Annotated in this window: 15 protein-coding genes; 11 read left to right on the top strand and 4 right to left on the bottom strand. The window is 70.7% G+C overall.

Features of this window, described 5'->3' with window-relative positions; translation table 11 throughout:
• Positions 1-125: 125 nt before the first annotated feature.
• The 5 genes from O3597_RS21540 (at position 126) to cysN (ending at position 4,820) form a co-directional block, all read left to right on the top strand.
• Complete coding sequence (locus O3597_RS21540) at positions 126-815, top strand: 50S ribosomal protein L25/general stress protein Ctc (protein WP_164446187.1); 690 nt, start codon at positions 126-128, stop codon at positions 813-815.
• Positions 816-931: 116 nt separating this feature from the next.
• Positions 932-1,522 (top strand): aminoacyl-tRNA hydrolase, encoded by a 591-nt coding sequence (gene pth / locus O3597_RS21535; protein ID WP_281604605.1) that lies wholly within the window; start codon positions 932-934, stop codon positions 1,520-1,522.
• A 180-nt stretch (positions 1,523-1,702) separates the two neighbouring features.
• On the top strand, positions 1,703-2,536 hold the full coding sequence (locus O3597_RS21530; protein WP_164446186.1) for an inositol monophosphatase family protein: 834 nt from the start codon (positions 1,703-1,705) through the stop codon (positions 2,534-2,536).
• A gap of 74 nt (positions 2,537-2,610) precedes the next feature.
• Positions 2,611-3,519 (top strand): sulfate adenylyltransferase subunit CysD, encoded by a 909-nt coding sequence (cysD, locus tag O3597_RS21525; RefSeq protein ID WP_164446185.1) that lies wholly within the window; start codon positions 2,611-2,613, stop codon positions 3,517-3,519.
• Positions 3,519-4,820 (top strand): sulfate adenylyltransferase subunit CysN, encoded by a 1,302-nt coding sequence (gene cysN, locus O3597_RS21520; protein WP_164446184.1) that lies wholly within the window; start codon positions 3,519-3,521, stop codon positions 4,818-4,820. Before cysD ends, cysN begins: the two co-directional genes overlap by 1 nt.
• Positions 4,821-4,905: 85 nt before the next feature.
• On the opposite strand, the gene galK is transcribed toward cysN, so the two are convergent.
• Both galK and galE read right to left on the bottom strand, forming a co-directional pair.
• On the bottom strand, positions 4,906-6,075 hold the full coding sequence (gene galK, locus O3597_RS21515) for a galactokinase (RefSeq protein ID WP_281602215.1): 1,170 nt from the start codon (positions 6,073-6,075) through the stop codon (positions 4,906-4,908).
• Complete coding sequence (gene galE / locus O3597_RS21510; RefSeq protein ID WP_281602214.1) at positions 6,072-7,055, bottom strand: UDP-glucose 4-epimerase GalE; 984 nt, start codon at positions 7,053-7,055, stop codon at positions 6,072-6,074. The genes galK and galE overlap by 4 nt, the downstream gene beginning before the upstream one ends.
• An 81-nt stretch (positions 7,056-7,136) precedes the next feature.
• Between galE and O3597_RS21505 the strand changes: the two genes are divergently transcribed.
• The 5 genes from O3597_RS21505 to O3597_RS21485 all read left to right on the top strand — a co-directional run bounded on the left by O3597_RS21505 (position 7,137) and on the right by O3597_RS21485 (position 11,297).
• A complete protein-coding gene (locus O3597_RS21505; RefSeq protein WP_281602213.1) occupies positions 7,137-8,135 on the top strand; it encodes a hemolysin family protein in 999 nt (332 codons plus the stop codon).
• Positions 8,136-8,167: 32 nt separating this feature from the next.
• Positions 8,168-9,193 (top strand): tryptophan--tRNA ligase, encoded by a 1,026-nt coding sequence (gene trpS, locus O3597_RS21500; protein ID WP_164446181.1) that lies wholly within the window; start codon positions 8,168-8,170, stop codon positions 9,191-9,193.
• 36 nt (positions 9,194-9,229) lie between these two features.
• Complete coding sequence (locus tag O3597_RS21495) at positions 9,230-9,799, top strand: 2'-5' RNA ligase family protein (RefSeq protein ID WP_164446180.1); 570 nt, start codon at positions 9,230-9,232, stop codon at positions 9,797-9,799.
• A 63-nt stretch (positions 9,800-9,862) separates the two neighbouring features.
• A complete protein-coding gene (locus O3597_RS21490) occupies positions 9,863-10,786 on the top strand; it encodes a YhjD/YihY/BrkB family envelope integrity protein (protein WP_164446179.1) in 924 nt (307 codons plus the stop codon).
• A 73-nt stretch (positions 10,787-10,859) separates the two neighbouring features.
• Complete coding sequence (locus tag O3597_RS21485; protein WP_281602212.1) at positions 10,860-11,297, top strand: hypothetical protein; 438 nt, start codon at positions 10,860-10,862, stop codon at positions 11,295-11,297.
• A 149-nt stretch (positions 11,298-11,446) separates the two neighbouring features.
• On the opposite strand, the gene O3597_RS21480 is transcribed toward O3597_RS21485, so the two are convergent.
• Positions 11,447-13,087: a glycoside hydrolase family 13 protein gene (locus O3597_RS21480; RefSeq protein ID WP_164446177.1), complete on the bottom strand. Its 1,641-nt coding sequence runs from the start codon at positions 13,085-13,087 to the stop codon at positions 11,447-11,449.
• 168 nt (positions 13,088-13,255) lie between these two features.
• On the bottom strand, positions 13,256-14,338 hold the full coding sequence (locus tag O3597_RS21475; RefSeq protein ID WP_281602211.1) for a LacI family DNA-binding transcriptional regulator: 1,083 nt from the start codon (positions 14,336-14,338) through the stop codon (positions 13,256-13,258).
• A gap of 330 nt (positions 14,339-14,668) precedes the next feature.
• Between O3597_RS21475 and O3597_RS21470 the strand changes: the two genes are divergently transcribed.
• The gene (locus tag O3597_RS21470; RefSeq protein ID WP_164446175.1) at positions 14,669-15,973 is read left to right on the top strand and encodes an extracellular solute-binding protein; all 1,305 of its coding nucleotides are present in this window, start codon (positions 14,669-14,671) and stop codon (positions 15,971-15,973) included.
• The last annotated feature ends 57 nt before the right edge of the window (positions 15,974-16,030 follow it).

Raw genomic sequence — 16,030 nt, 5'->3', positions numbered from 1 at the left:
CCGCACGGAGGCACCGTGATCGACGCGGTGCTCCGGGCAGTCTTCTGACGCATGAGCCCCTGCGAGCCCCCCGCCCAGCACCGCCAGACGACAAGCTGCCGCAGCGAAGCATCAGGAGTTTCCCCGTGTCCGAGGTAAAGATCAGCGCCGAGCCCCGCACCGAGTTCGGCAAGGGTGGTGCCCGTCGTACCCGCCGGGCCGGCAAGGTGCCCGCCGTGCTGTACGGCCATGGCGAGAAGCCCAAGCACATCGCGCTGCCGGCGCGCGAGTTCGCGGCGGCCATCCGTAACGGTGGGGCCAACCAGCTCCTCGCGCTCGACATCAGCGACGGCACGCAGGCGCTGGCGCTGCCGAAGGCGATCCAGCGGGACCCGATCAAGGACACCTTCGAGCACGTCGACCTGTTGCTGGTGCGTCGCGGTGAGAAGGTCACCGTGGACGTGCCGGTCCAGCTCACGGGTGAGGCCGCGCGCGACACGCTGATCGTGCACGACCATGACACCCTCTCGGTGACCGCCGACGCGACGAAGGTGCCGGATCACCTGGAGGCTTCGATCGAGGGCGCCGAGGCGGGTTCCCAGGTCACCGCCGCTGACGTGTCGTTGCCGGCGGGTGTGGAGCTGGCCGGCGACCCGGAGATGCTGGTCGCCTCGATCACCGCCGCGCCGACCGCCGAGCAGCTGGAGTCGACGCTGCCCGAGGTCGAGGAGGCCACCGAGGAGGCCGAGGCCGAGGTCGGCGAGGTCACCGAGGGTGCTGCCGAGGCGCCGGCCGCCGAGGGCGAGGCGGGCACCGAGGGTCGTACCGAGGCCTGACAGGCGCAGAGTTTTGTGACAGGCGTCCCCGGTTCTGCGGGGGCGCCTGTCGCCGTATCGGATGATCGGCGGCGCGGGTGGTGGTTGACCGCCGGTACGAGCGGGAGGGGCGGGCGGTGACGGACGAGACCGGGCCGTGGCTCGTGGTGGGCCTGGGTAACCCGGGTCGGGAGTACGCGGGCAACCGGCACAATGTCGGGTTCATGGTCGCCGACCTGCTGGCCGGTCGGTTGGGTGCGAAGTTCGGCCGGCACCGGCGGGCGGTGGCGGAGGTCGCCGAGGGCCGGCTGGGGTTGGGCGGGCCGAAGCTGGTGCTGGCCAAGCCGCTGACCTACATGAATCTGTCCGGTGGGCCGGTGGTGGGCCTGGCGCAGTTCTACAAGGTGTCGCCGGGCCGGGTGATCGCGGTGCACGACGAACTGGACATCGGCTACGGCCAGGTGCGGGTCAAGTGCGGCGGCGGCGAGGGCGGGCACAACGGCCTGCGGTCGATGTCGAAGTCGTTGGGCACGAAGGACTACGTGCGGGTGCGGTTCGGGATCGGGCGACCGCCGGGACGGCAGGATCCGGCGGACTATGTGCTGTCGGATTTCGGCACGGTGGAGCGCAAGGAGTTGGACTTCCTGGTGGATCGGGCCGCGGACGTGGTGGAGTCCGTGGTCAGTCGGGGTGTGGAGCCGACCCAGAACCTCTACCACGGCGTCTAGTGCGGGTTCCGAACTGCCCCGTTTGACCTTCGTCTCGGCTCGACCGGTGACCTCGACACACGCGTCGGGGGGCGGACTGTGGCGGTCGGGTTCGCCGGTGGCCCGGTAGTGTGCGGGTTCGGCGGTCGGGGCGGGGCCGGCCGCTCGGCGTACGCGGATCGTGGCGACGGGAGCGGAAGCATGAGCGGTCCACCGATGATCGACGGGGCGTTCGCGCGGTGGCTGGCGGATCGGGCCGGGCAGGCGTTGCTGGGCCTGCGGGCGGAGATGGGGTTCGCCGATGCCGGTGCGTTGAAGTCGGCGGGGGACAAGGTCTCGCACGACCTGATCCGTACCGAGCTGGCGAGGTGGCGCCCGGGTGACGCGGTGCTCTCCGAGGAGGACGAGGGTTCCCGGCTGGCGTGGGCGGCCGAGGTGAACGCCGGTGCGGTGTCGCGGTTGACCGCCGACCGGGTCTGGATCATCGACCCGTTGGACGGCACCCGGGAGTTCAGCGAGGAGGGGCGCGCGGACTGGGCGGTGCATGTCGCGCTCTGGGCGCGCAACGCGGCCACCTCGCACGGTCTGGTCGCCGGTGCGGTAGGGCTGCCGGCGCAGCACCGGGTGCTGGGTACGGATCTGCCGCCGGCCTATCCGCCGATGACGCCGGAGGCGGCGACGGCGGGTGGCGCGGGCCGGTTGCGGTTGGCGGCGAGTCGCAGCCGGCCGCCGGTGTTCCTGACCGATCTCGCCGAGGAGGTTGGGGCGCAGCTGGTGCCGATGGGTTCGGCCGGGGCGAAGATCGCCGCGGTGGTCACCGGTGAGGTGGACGCGTACATCCATGCCGGCGGGCAGTACGAGTGGGATTCGGCGGCGCCGGTGGCTGTGGCGACGGCCACCGGACTGCACGCTTCCCGGATCGATGGTTCTGCGCTGAAATACAACGAGGCGGATCCGCGCCTGCCGGACCTGCTGGTGTGCCGCAAGGATCTCGCCAGCCGGTTACTTGCGGCGTTGCAGCGGCATTGCGGGTAGCCTGTCGCTACTTCCTGACATCCCCGACCGGAAAGGTCTGGAAAGCGGATGACCGAGCGAATCGAGCCGGTGTCATGACCAGTGCTGCCTACCAGGTCACCCATCTCGACGCGCTGGAGGCGGAGAGCATCTTCGTGATGCGCGAGGTGGTCGCCGAGTTGGAGCGGCCGGTGCTGCTCTTCTCCGGTGGCAAGGACTCGATCGTCATGCTCCGGCTGGCGCAGAAGGCGTTCGCACCGGGTCACATTCCGTTCCCGGTGATGCACGTCGACACGGGTCACAACTTCCCGGAGGTGCTCGACTACCGCGACCGGCGGGTCGCCGAGCTGGGCCTGCAGCTGGTGGTGGCCAGTGTGCCGGAGGCGCTGGCCAGCGGTCTGGTCCGGGAGCCGGCGGACGGCACGCGTAACCGGATCCAGACGCCGGTGCTGCTGGAGGCGGTGGAGAAGCACCGTTTCAATGCCCTGTTCGGTGGGGCACGGCGGGACGAGGAGAAGGCTCGGGCGAAGGAACGGATGTTCAGCTTCCGGGACGAGTTCGGCCAGTGGGATCCGAAGAACCAGCGGCCGGAGCTGTGGGCGCTCTACAACGGTCGGCATCATCCGGGCGAGTCGATCCGGGTGTTTCCGCTGTCCAACTGGACCGAGTTGGACGTGTGGCACTACATCGCCCGGGAGCGGATCGAGTTGCCGTCGATCTACTACGCGCACGACCGCGAGGTGGTCGAGCGGGACGGGATGCTCTACGCGGTGAACGAGTTCCTGCCGGCGCGGGCCGGTGAGGATCGGTTCAAGGCCCGGGTGCGGTACCGCACGGTCGGCGACGCCTCCTGCACGGCGGCGGTGCGTTCCGACGCGGACACGGTCGAGAAGGTCATCGACGAGGTCGCCGCGACCCGGATCACCGAGCGGGGCGCGACCCGGGGTGACGACCGGGTCAGCGAGGCCGCGATGGAGGACCGCAAGCGGGAGGGCTACTTCTGATGAGCACCGAGACTCTGGCCACCGCTGCGGTCGCCGAGGGCCGGCCGATGGACCTGCTGCGCTTCGCCACGGCCGGCAGTGTCGACGACGGTAAGTCGACCCTGATCGGTCGGCTGCTCTACGACACGAAGTCGCTGTTCACCGACCAGTTGGCGGCGGTGGAGGCGGTCAGCGCGGCCCGCGGTGACGAGTACACCAACCTGGCGCTGCTCACCGACGGGTTGCGGGCGGAACGAGAGCAGGGCATCACGATCGACGTGGCGTACCGCTACTTCGCCACGCCCCGGCGCAAGTTCATCATCGCCGACACCCCCGGGCACATCCAGTACACCCGGAACATGGTCACCGGGGCCTCCACCGCCGACCTGGCGTTGATCCTGGTGGATGCCCGCAAGGGTCTGGTCGAGCAGTCCCGCCGGCATGCCTTCCTCTGCTCGCTGTTGCGGGTGCCGCACCTGGTGCTCTGCGTCAACAAGATGGATCTGGTCGACTTCTCGCAGGAGGTCTTCGAGCGGATCGCCGACGAGTTCACCGCGTTCGCCGCGAAGCTGGACGTGCCGGATCTGACGGTGGTGCCGATCTCCGCGTTGCGGGGCGACAACATCGTCAGCCGTTCGGAGAACATGCCCTGGTACGAGGGCCCGGCATTGCTGCATCACCTGGAGCGGGTGCACATCGCCAGCGACCGTAACCTGGTCGACGTCCGCTTCCCGGTGCAGTACGTGATCCGCCCTCAGTCGACCACGGTGACCGACTACCGGGGCTACGCCGGTCAGGTGGCCTCGGGGGTGCTCAAGCCGGGTGACGAGGTGATGGTGCTGCCCTCGGGCTTCACCAGCAGGATCGCCGCGGTGGAGACCGCCGACGGGCCGGTCGCGGAGGCGTTCCCGCCGATGTCGGTGACGGTACGCCTGGAGAACGAGATCGACATCTCGCGTGGTGACATGATCTGCCGGCCGAACAACGCGCCGGCGGTGGCCCAGGACATCGAGGCGATGGTCTGCTGGATGGATGAGACCCGTCCGTTGCAGGTCGGCGGCAAGTACTCGATCAAGCACACGACCCGTGCGGCGCGGGCCATCGTCCGGGGCCTGCACTACCGCCTCGACATCAACTCCCTGCATCGCGACGAGTCGGCGACCGAGCTGGGGCTCAACGAGATCGGGCGGGTCCGGCTGCGGACCACCATCCCGCTGCTGGCCGACGAGTACCGCCGCAACCGCACCACCGGCGGGTTCATCATCATCGACGAGGCCACCAACCGCACGGTCGGCGCCGGCATGATCGTCGAAACCCCCTGACCCACCCGGCACTCCCTGGTCGACCAAGAAGTTCTGGTCGGGATCCAACGCGGTCCCGACCAGAACTTCTTGGTCGACGGTGGGGTCAGTCCAGGCGGGTGGCGCCTGGGGCGGGGGTGGCGGTGGTGAGGGTCGGTGCGGTGAAGGCACGGTCGGCGTAGGCGGCGGCGACGGCGGCGCCGACACGATCGGACTGGTCCGCCTCGACCAGGGCCAGCACGCAGCCGCCGAAGCCACCACCGGTCATCCGGGCACCGAGCGCCCCGGCGGCCAGCGCGGCCTCGACCGCGAGGTCCACCTCGGGGACGGTGATGGCGAAGTCGTCCCGCATGGAGGCGTGCGAGGCGGTGAGCAGCGGCCCGATCCGCCGGACCTGCCCGGCGCGCAGCAGCGCGACGGTGTCGAGCACGCGCTGGTCCTCGGTGACCACGTGGCGGACCCGGCGGCGGGTCTCCTCGTCGGGCAGCCGGGCCAGCGTCTCGTCGAGACCGGCGGACGGCACGTCACGCAGGGCGGGTACGCCGAGCAGGCCGGCCGCCTTCTCGCAGCTGGCGCGGCGGGCCGCGTACTCGCCGTCGGCGTGCCGGTGCGGGGCGCGGCTGTCGATCACCAGGACCGCGAGGCCCGCGCCGTCGAGGTCGAAAGGGATGTGTTCGACCCGTTCCGTACGGCAGTCGAGGAAGAGGGCGTGTCCGGCGCGGCAGCGGATCACCGCCGACTGGTCCATGATGCCGGTGGGCGCGCCGACGTACTGGTTCTCGGCGCGCTGGGCCAGCCGGGGCTGCTGCGCGGCCGGCAGGTCCAGCCCGCCCAGGTCGACGAGCGCGGCGAGCACGGCGGCCTCCAGCGCGGCGGAGGAGGAGAGTCCCGCGCCGAGCGGCACGTCCGAGGCGACGGCCAGCCGGGCACCAGGCACGGCGTGGCCAGCCTCCCGCAGCGCCCACACCACCCCGGCCACGTACGCCGCCCAACCGGTCACCCGACCGGGGTGGGTCACCTCGTCGGTGCCGAAGCTGACCGCGTCGCCGGTCAGCTCGGAGCAGACCGTCCAGCTGCCGGTCGGCTGGGGCGTGGCCGCGACGACGGTACGCAGCGGCAGCGCGAACGGCAGCACGAACCCGTCGTTGTAGTCGGTGTGCTCACCGATCAGGTTGACCCGGCCGGGAGCCGCCCAGCGGCCGGCGGGTGCCTGGCCGTACGCGTGCTGGAAGCAGTCGGTGGCGCGGTCGGCCACCGTGTCGGAGCGACTGTTCACCGGCGGTCCAGGACCTGTGCCTGGTAGAAGGCCCAGGCGTCGGTCACGATGTCGCGCAGGGTGGGCTTGCGCGGCTCCCAGCCCAGCTCGGCGCGAGCCAGGGCGGAGGAGGCGACCAGCTCGGCCGGGTCGCCCTCGCGGCGCGGTGCCACCTCGACCGGCACCGGGTGCCCGGTGACCTCGCGGACGACCTCGACTACCTGCCGGTTGGTGAAGCCGTTGCCGTTGCCGAGGTTGTAGATGCGGTGCTGGCCGCTGGTGGCCGCGTCCAGGGCGAGCAGGTGGGCCCGGGCCAGGTCGGATACGTGGATGTAGTCGCGGACGCAGGTGCCGTCGACGGTGGGGTAGTCGTCGCCGAAGAGTTGCAGCTTGTCCCGCCGGCCGGCGGCCACCTCCAGGGCGATCGGGATGAGGTGGGTCTCGGGGTCGTGCCGTTCGCCGAGGACGACGTCACCGTCGAGGTGGGCACCGGCGACGTTGAAGTAGCGCAGCGACACGGCGGCCAGGCCGTGCCCGATCGCCTCGGCGGTGAGCATCATGTCGGCGGCGAGCTTCGTCGCCCCGTACGTGTTGGTGGGTGCCTTGACGGCGGTCTCCGGGATCGGCAGCTCGGTGGGGTTGCCGTAGACGGCGGCGGTCGAGGAGAATACCAGCCGTGGTACGCCGGCGGTCCGCACCGCGTCGATGAGCGCCAGCGTGCCGACGGTGTTGTTGTGCCAGTACCGCTCGGGGGCGACCATCGACTCGCCGGCGGCGATCAACGCGGCGAAGTGCAGTACGCCGTCGAAGCCGGCCCGCGGGGTGAGTACCGTGCCCGCGTCGTGGATGCCGGCCTCGATGTGGGTGGCGTCGGGAGCCAGGGCGCCCCGATGGCCGGTGCGCAGATCGTCGAGCACGACCACCTCGTGTCCGGCGTCGAGCAGCATCCGGGTCACCACGCTGCCGATGAAACCGGCCCCGCCGGTGACGAGCAGTTTCACGTCTGGTCCTCCCGCCTGGCCGGCACGGTCGCGGCCTCGTGGTGGTCACCCTACGGCCCTGGGCTGGTTACCATCACTCCCATGCGGGCCTCGCGTCGGCGCATACCCCGACGGCGTGGCCACGACCTGCACCGCCGCCAGCCGGGACCGTTGGCTCGAGCGGTCGCCCGGGTCGTGGTCCGGGCCGCCGACGGTGCCCTGCGGCTCGTCACCGACCTGCTGGGTGCCGGCCCGACCGCCGGCCGGGAGCGGATAAGTGAGGCGGAACTGCGGGATCTGGTCGCCGTCAACACGGTCCTCGATCCCGTGGAGCGGCGCATCATCGACGACGTGCTGGCGGCCGGTGCCAGCCTGGTGCGTGAGGTGATGATGCCCCGTACCGAGGTGGTGTTCCTCTCCGCGACGCTGCCGGTCGTCGAGGCGGAGCCGCTGGTACGGGCCGGTCCGCACACCCGCTATCCGGTGGTCGACGGCACCCATGACGACGTGGTCGGCGTCGTGCACCTGCGTGACCTGCTGCTCGGCCCGGACCGGGAACCGGGGACCACGGTCGGTCAGCTGGCCCGGGAGGTCAAGCGGCTGCCGGCCAGCAAACGGGTGCTCGCCGCGTTGACGGAGATGCGACGGGAGGGGCATCACCTGGCGGTGGTGGTCGACGAGTACGGGGGCACCGCCGGCATCGTCACCTGCGAGGACCTGATCGAGGAACTGGTCGGTGAGATCCACGACGAGTACGCGGACACCCCCGAGCCCGGGTACACCGGGCTGCCGGCGATGGTGGACGGTCGACTCAATCTCGCCGACTTCGCCGAACGCACCGGGGTGTCCCTTCCGCCGGGGCCGTACGAGACGGTGGGCGGGTTCGTGATGGCCGCGCTGGGGCGGCTGCCGGCGCCGGGCGACGAGGTGCCGGTCCCCGCCGAATCGACGGGGACGCCGGGCGGTGGCTGGCTGCTGCGGGTGCTGACCCTGGAAGGTAGGCGGGTGGCCCGGCTGGCGGTCACCGCCGGGCGCCTGCCCGAGCAGCGGCGCGAGGTGCTCTCGGCCGCCGACCCGGCGCGACCCGCCGGCCCGTCATGACGTACGCCGGGCTAGCTGACAGAATTGCCGGCATGTCCGACGTTCCCGTCCGCCCCCGCGTCTTCTCCGGCATCCAGCCGACCGCCGACTCGTTCCATCTCGGCAACTATCTCGGCGCGGTGCGGCACTGGGTGGCGTTGCAGGAGTCGCACGACGCGTTCTACTGCGTGGTCGACCTGCACGCCATCACGGCCGGGCACGACCCGAAGGTGCTGCACCAGCGTTCCCGGGTGGCCGCCGCGCAGTTGCTCGCGGTCGGTCTGGACCCGGAACGCTGCACCCTGTTCGTGCAGTCCCAGGTGCCCGAGCACGCCCAGCTGGCCTGGGTGCTCGGCTGCCTCACCGGGTTCGGCGAGGCCAGCCGGATGACCCAGTTCAAGGACAAGTCGCAGAAGCAGGGCAACGAGCGGTCCAGCGTCGGCCTGTTCACCTACCCGATCCTGCAGGCCGCCGACATCCTGCTCTACCAGGCCAACGCCGTACCGGTCGGTGAGGACCAGCGCCAGCACCTGGAGCTCTCCCGGGACCTGGCGCAGCGGTTCAATTCGCTGTTCGGCCGGACCTTCACGGTCCCGGCGCCGCACATCGTCAAGGCCACCGCGAAGATCACCGATCTGCAGGATCCGACCGCGAAGATGTCGAAGTCGTCCTCGTCGCCGGGTGGCATCGTCGACCTGCTCGAGGACCCGGCGCGTTCGGCGAAGAAGATCCGGTCGGCGGTGACCGACACCGGCCGGGAGATCGTCTTCGACGAGACGACCAAACCGGGGATCTCCAACCTGCTCACCATTTTCTCGGCGTTGAGCGGTCGGAGCATCGACGACCTGGTCGCGGCCTACGACGGTAAGGGCTACGGGGACCTGAAGAAAGATCTCGCCGAGGTGGTCCGGGAGTTCGTCAGCCCCATCCAGGAGCGCACCCGTTCGTATCTCGACGATCCCGCCCAGTTGGACAAGCTCCTCGCCGCTGGCGCGGAGAAGGCCCGTGCGGTGGCGGCGCCGACGTTGCGTACCGCGTACGAGCGGGTGGGTTTCTTCCCCCCGGTGCGCGGTGAGTGACCGCCCGAGCGAGGGTGGTGGTGCGGGCAGGGGCCGGTGGCCGGAGGGGTGGCGTGCAGCGTGGATCAGGGGACCGGAGCGCCGGCGGTCGGCGACAGTGTCCAGATCGGCATCGCGGTCGACATTCCGGAGCCGTGGGGCGGCCTGCTGACAAGACGTCGGCTGGAGGCCGGTGACCCGAACGCGGTGCCGGCTCACGTCACCCTGCTCGGGCCGACGGAGATTCCGGTGACCGCGTTGCCGGCGGTGGAGCGGCACCTGGCCCGGGTCGCCGCCGCCCATCTGCCGTTCAGCCTGCACCTGCGCGGTACGGGCACCTTCCGGCCGGTGACCCAGGTGGTCTTCGTCGCGGTCGCCGCCGGCATCAGCGAATGCGAACTGCTCGCCGCCGCGATCAATTCCGCCCCGCAGCTACGCCGGGAGCTTCGTTTTCCCTACCATCCGCACGTGACGGTCGCCCAGGACGTCGCGCCGGAGGCGCTGGACAAGGCGTACGAGGACCTGGCGGACTTCTCCGCGATGTTCGAGGTGGACCACTTCACGCTCTTCTCGCACAGCGGGCAGGCGCGGTGGCAGCCACGCCGGGACTTCCGACTGGGTGGCTGACCGCCCCGGCCGGCACGTCGGGTACCTCTGACACGGCGACGACGGATCGGTGAGGATGACGACGTGAACGTTCTGGGTCGGGTCGAGGCGGCCGTCGACCGCCGGCTGACCGCCGCGCGCCGCCGTTCCCCGGCCTTCGGTCACCTGTGGCGTGCCGGGGTGCTCTACACCGATCTTCAGGGCGGCCGGCTGGCCGCCGCCATCGCCTACTACGGCTTCTTCGCGGTCTTCGCGCTGGCCCTGGTCGCGTACGCGATCTTCGGCGCGATCCTGGAGGACAACGACGAGGTGAGCGCGGCAGCGGAGGAGTTCCTCGGCGAGAACCTGCCGTTTCTCGATCCGGCCCAGGTGGCTGACAGCAGCGGCACCGCCGGGGTGGTCGGTCTGCTGATCCTGGTGTTGACCGGAATCGGGTGGGTGGAGGCGATCCGTTCCTCGCAGCGGCTGATCCACGGGCTCAACCAGCATCCGGGCAACCTGGTCGTGCGCCGCCTGGTCGACCTGGGTGTGCTGGTGGTCGTCTTCGTGCTGCTCGGCCTCTCGGTGGCGGCCGTGGACGCGCTGGAGACGCTGCTGCGGTTCCTGCTGCGCAGCACCGGCTCGTTCGCGCTCACCACGGTCAGTGCGCTGCTCAGCGTGCTGGTCAACGCGGTACTGGCCACGCTGCTGCTGGTCGCGGTCCCTCGGGTGCGGATGAGCCGGTCCCGGCTGCGGCCGGTGGTGCTGATCGTCGCGGTCGGCATCACCCTGCTCAACACCGTCGGTCGGTTCTGGGTGGGGCGGGTCGAACACAACCCGGCGTACACGGTGGTCGCCACCGCCGTCGGGCTGCTGGTCTACCTCTACCTGCTCAACCAACTGGTGCTCTTCGGCGCGGCGCTGGCGGCGACGAGCCGGCGCGGACGGACGGTGGACCTGGCCGGCCGGCGCCCACCTGTCGACCTGGACGTGGACTCCGATCCCGGTACACCGGGCGGGGCGGGTTGAGTCGCTGCTCCCGGCGGTCGTACCTTCCGCCGAACTCACCCCCACCTGCCGGAACACCGACGATGATGGGCGCGTGGGGGCACTCGTGACGTTGGACCTGCCGGCCGATTCGCCGATGCTGGAGCTGCCGTGGATCATCACGTTCGCTCCCCTCGGTGACGCCGACGAGTGGGAGCCGGTGGTGTGCGGCCCGTACGAGCGACCGCACGCGTTGGCGTTGGCCGAGGCGGTGGTCGCCGAGGAACAGCTGATGGCGGTGGTGGAACCGCTGGTGCCAGCGGTGTCGGTGGAGCAGATCCGGGGCGAGATCGCCGCCGCGCAGCTCGCCGCGCAGGACGAGGTGGCCCGGGTGGACCAGGCCGACCTCTACGGCGACTACGAGGACACCATCGACGAGAAGGAACTGGAGGCGGCCGAGCACGACCGGGCGGCGGGCCCGCTGCCGGCGCCGGACGTGGCCGAGCTGCGTGCCGGGTTCGCTCGGATCGCCGCCCAGCTCACCGGCGGTTGACCCGGCCCGTCGGCGGTCGAAAGGACCGGGTGCCGGCGCCCCGGGGGATCACCCCGGCTGCGCCGGCACCGTCGCACCCCCCACCACAAGGGGTCGTGCCCAGCCGCCCGGCGGCGCGTCGCACGCCGGACGGCCGAGTCGATGGCGGGCTACCCGTTCAGGCGCCGCTCGAACCAGACCGCCGCGTCGACCGGCAGCAGGTGGCCGCCGTCGCGTTCGGTGAGGGTGCTGCTGGCGACCAGCGGCGTGCCGTACCCGTCGATCACCACCGGTGCGTCGCTGATGTTCACCACGCAGGTCAGCACGGTGTCACCGGCCTCGCGCTGGAAGGCGAGCACTCCCGGGCCGGTCTCCAGCCAGGTGATGCCGCCGAGGCCGGCCAGCGCCGGATGGGTGTGGCGGATCCGCAGCGCCGCCCGGTACAGCTCCAGGGTGGAGCCGGGGGTGCCGGTCTGTGCGGCCACCGAGAGGGCCCGCCAGGTCGTCGGGGCCGGCAACCAGCTCAGGTCGCTGCCGGCCGGCCCGAAGCCGTACGGTGCCAGCTCGCCGCTCCACGGGATCGGCACCCGGCAGCCGTCCCGGCTCTCGCCGGTGCGCAGGAAGGCCGGATCCTGACGCAGCTCGTCGGGCAGGTCGAGCACCTCGGGCAGGCCCAGTTCCTCACCCTGGTACAGGTAGGCGCAGCCGGGCAGGGCGAGCATCAGCAGCGCGGCGGCCCGGGCCCGACGCAGCCCCACCTCGCCGTCGCCGTAGCGGGTGACGTGCCGCTGCCGGTCGTGGTTGGACAGCACCCAGGTGGTCGGTGCGCCGACGATCGTGGACTCGGCCAGCGCGGTGTCGATCACCTTGCGGAACGAGTCGGCCGACCAGGTGGCGTCGAGGAAGTCGAAGCTGAACGCCTGGTGCAGTTCGTCCGGGCCGATGTAGCGGGCCAGTCGCTGCGGTGTCTCGGCCCACGCTTCGGCGACGGCCATCCGACCACCCGGATAGCTGTCCAGGATGGGTCGCCAGGCGCGGTAGATGTCGTGCACCTCGTCCTGGTCGAAGTAGGGCAGCCGGCCCTTGCCGAGCAGCTCGGACTGGCGCCGGCCGGTGGTCATCGAGTTGAAACCGACGTCCGGCAGCCCGGCGGCCTTGATCATGCCGTGGGCCACGTCGATCCGGAAGCCGTCGACGCCCCGGTCCAGCCAGAAGCGGAGGATGTCCTCGAACTCGCTGCGTACCTCGGGGTGCCGCCAGTTCAGGTCGGGTTGGGCGGGGTCGAACAGGTGCAGGTACCACTGGCCGTCGGGAACCCGGGTCCAGGCCGGGCCGCCGAAGATGCTCTCCCAGTCGTTCGGCGGCTGCGCGCCGTCGTCGCCCTTGCCGTCGGCGAAGAGGTAGCGCGCCCGTTCGGGCGAGCCGGGGGCGGCGGCCAGCGCCGCGGTGAACCAGGGGTGCTTGTCGGAGGTGTGGTTCGGCACGATGTCGACGATGATCCGCAGGCCGAGCGCGTGGGCGTCGGTGATCATCGCCTCGAAGTCGGCGAGGTTGCCGAACATCGGGTCGACGTCGCGGTAGTCGGCGACGTCGTAGCCGCCGTCGACCATGGGCGAGGTGTAGAACGGGGTCAGCCAGAGCGCGTCGACGCCCAGCTCGCGCAGGTAGGGCAGGCGTGCCCGGATGCCCTGGAGGTCTCCGATGCCGTCGCCGTCGGAGTCGGCGAAGCTGCGGACGTAGACCTGGTAGACGACGGCGGATCGCCACCAGTCGGCGTCGGCGGTCAGCGGCGAGGGGATGCTGACGGTCATCGGGTGTTCCCCGTTCTGTGGCGCGGTACGGCGGCTACCCGGCGTTGGCGAGGTGGGGACGCACGGGTGTCTGAGCAGAATGCCGCGCCGACTCTGCAAGAGTCAAGCATTTCTTGCGCAAGAAGGCCTGGCAGCAGCTCCAGCGCGAGCTACGTCACGCCGGGCCACTCACGCCGGAACTGCCAGCGCGGACGATGCCGGTCGCTGCCGCGGGCCGCCCGCTGCGGACGGGTCGTCCTGCTGCGCCACGGCGGTCGACCCGCGCACCACCAGCTCCGGCCGGAACAGGTACTCCGAATGCGGGGCGCCGTGTCCGTTGATCTCGTCGACCAGTGCCCGTACCGCCGCGACCGCCATCGCGGCCACCGGTTGCCGCATGGTGGTGAGCGGCGGATCGGTGAAGGCCATCAGCGGCGAGTCGTCGTAGCCGACCACCGAGAGGTCCCCCGGTACGGACATGCCCCGCTGTCGGGCGGCCCGGATGGCGCCGAGCGCCATCAGGTCCGAACCGCAGACGATCCCGGTGGCGCCGCGCTCGATCAGCCGACCGGCCGCCGCCTCGCCGCCCTCGACGCCGAACAGCGACAGCTCGGTCAGCTCGGCCAGCTCGCCGGCGTCGACGCCGGCGAGGCGCTCCATCGCCGCCTTGTAGCCGCTGACCTTGCGCTGCACCGGCACGAAGCGGTCCGGGCCGGTGATCAGGCCGATCCGTCGGTGGCCCAGGGCCACCAGGTGGGCCACGGCCAGCTCGGCGGCCTCCCGGTCGTCACAGGAGACGAAGGGTGCCGGGATGCCCGGCGCGTACCCGTTGATCATCACGATCGGCAGCGGGCGGGCGAGCAGGGTGCGGTACCGGTCGTGGTCGGCGGCGGTGTCGGCGTGCAGACCGGAGACGAACACGATCCCGGAGACCTGCCGGTCCAGCAGCATCTCGACGTACTCGTCCTCGCGTACGCCGCCGGGGGTCTGGGTGCACAGCACCGGGGTGTAGCCGGTGGGAGCCAGGGCCGACTCGATGATCTGGGCGAACGCCGGGAAAATCGGATTGTCCAGCTCCGGGACCACCAGGCCGACCAGTCCGGCGCTGCGCTTGCGCAGCCGCGCGGGACGCTCGTACCCGAGCACGTCGAGGGCGGTCAGGACAGCCTGCCGAGTCTCGGGTGCCACGCCGGGGCGGTCGTTGAGCACCCGCGACACCGTGGCCTCGCTGACGTCGGCCTGCTGGGCGATGTCGGACAGGCGAGCGCGCATGGCGGCACTGTAGCTCACCGCCAAGTTCTTGCGCATTGGTCGGCAAGAACTTGCAGAATCGAGCAGCAGCCATCGGGAGCGTTCCCACGGCACCTGCCCGGGGCGGACTCTTGTCGGAACGTTGAGTGCGCCCGGGATGTGCTTACGGTGACGCTGAAAGGGAGTTCGGTCACCCCACTCGGGGGCAAAATGCCCAGATGGCAACACTTGGCAACGGTCGACATTGCGGATGGGGCACGGTTGTTGCCGGGGCGTTCGCAAGGGGTTTCTAGTTTCGAAAGTTCTTGCTACTGTCCCCGCCGTTACCCGGCAGGCAATTTAGGAGCGAACATGCGCCGCACAGCCAGGGGGATCGCCGTACTCGCCACCGCCACTCTCGCCCTCTCCGTCGCCGCGTGCGGCGGGGAGGACGACCAGGCGGCCGAGGAGCAGCCGGCGGTCGACCCCGCTTCCCTCACCGCAGAACTGACCTGGTGGGACACGTCGGATCCGAAGAACGAGGGTCCGGCGTTCCAGGAACTGATCGCCAAGTTCAACCAGACCTACCCGAACGTGAAGATCAACTACCAGTCGGTCCCGTTCGGCGAGGCGCAGAACAAGTTCAAGACCGCCGCACAGGCGAATTCCGGTGCACCGGACATCCTGCGGGCCGAGGTCGCCTGGGTGCCCGAATTCGCCTCGCTGGGCTACCTCTACGCGCTGGACGGCTCCGAGCTGCTCGCCGACGAGTCGGACTTCCTGGAGACCCCGCTCGCCTCCAACAAGTTCGACGGCAAGACCTACGGCGTTCCCCAGGTCACCGACAGCCTCGCGCTGATGTACAACAAGGAGCTGCTGAGCGAGGCCGGCATCAGCGCGCCCCCGAAGACCTGGGCCGAGCTGAAGACCGCGGCGCAGACCGTCCAGGAGAAGACCGACGCCGAGGGCGTCTACATCAACCCGGCCGGCTACTTCCTGCTGCCCTTCATGTACGGCGAGGGCGGCGATCTGGTCGACACCGCGAGCAAGAAGATCGTCATCGACTCGGAGCAGAACGCGGCCGGACTGGCGATCGCCAAGGACCTGATCGACAGCGGCGCGGCGGTCAAGCCGTCCGCCAACGACGCCTACGGCACCATGATGACCCTCTTCAAGGAGAAGAAGGTCGCCATGATCATCAACGGCCCGTGGGAGGTCAACAACGTCCAGCAGGCCCCGGACTTCGGCGGCCTGGAGAACCTGGGCATCGCACCGGTGCCGGGTGGCTCGGCCAAGGCCGGTGGCCCGGTCGGCGGCCACAACTACGTGATCTGGTCCGGCATGCCGCAGGAGAAGGTCGACGCCGCCGTCGCGTTCGTCAAGTTCATGAGCTCCGCCGAGTCGCAGGCCTTCCTGTCGGAGAAGCTGGGCCTGCTGCCGACCCGCACCTCGGCGTACGAGCTCGACGCGGTCAAGAACAACCCCGTCGTCGCCGCGTTCCAGCCGGTCGTGGAGGCCGGTGTGGGTCGCCCGTGGATCCCCGAGGCCGGTCAGTTCTTCGGCCCGCTCGACCAGATGGCCACCGAGGTTCTGATCCAGAACAAGGACCCGAAGGCCGCGCTGGACACCGTCGCCAAGAAGTACAAGGCCGAGGTCGTCCCCTCCTACGAGAACTGACCTCACCGCCGGCTCTGAGCCGGTGACCTCTCGGCACCCGGCAGGGTCGCGTGACCG

Origin of the sequence: Verrucosispora sp. WMMA2044, from assembly GCF_027497155.1 — a bacterium.
GTDB lineage: Bacteria > Actinomycetota > Actinomycetes > Mycobacteriales > Micromonosporaceae > Micromonospora > Micromonospora palythoicola.
The sequence above is the reverse complement of the archived record's forward strand: the minus strand, read 5'-3'. Positions and strand labels throughout refer to the sequence as shown.

Bases quoted from the DNA above. Each gene is read 5' to 3' on its own strand.
- O3597_RS21470 (WP_164446175.1), top strand. From the start codon at position 14,669: ATGCGCCGCACAGCCAGGGGGATCGCCGTACTCGCCACCGCCACTCTC.
- trpS (WP_164446181.1), top strand. From the start codon at position 8,168: ATGTCCGACGTTCCCGTCCGCCCCCGCGTCTTCTCCGGCATCCAGCCG.
- O3597_RS21475 (WP_281602211.1), bottom strand. From the start codon at position 14,338: ATGCGCGCTCGCCTGTCCGACATCGCCCAGCAGGCCGACGTCAGCGAG.
- cysD (WP_164446185.1), top strand. From the start codon at position 2,611: ATGACCAGTGCTGCCTACCAGGTCACCCATCTCGACGCGCTGGAGGCG.
- cysN (WP_164446184.1), top strand. From the start codon at position 3,519: ATGAGCACCGAGACTCTGGCCACCGCTGCGGTCGCCGAGGGCCGGCCG.
- O3597_RS21530 (WP_164446186.1), top strand. From the start codon at position 1,703: ATGAGCGGTCCACCGATGATCGACGGGGCGTTCGCGCGGTGGCTGGCG.
- O3597_RS21480 (WP_164446177.1), bottom strand. From the start codon at position 13,087: ATGACCGTCAGCATCCCCTCGCCGCTGACCGCCGACGCCGACTGGTGG.
- O3597_RS21505 (WP_281602213.1), top strand. From the start codon at position 7,137: ATGCGGGCCTCGCGTCGGCGCATACCCCGACGGCGTGGCCACGACCTG.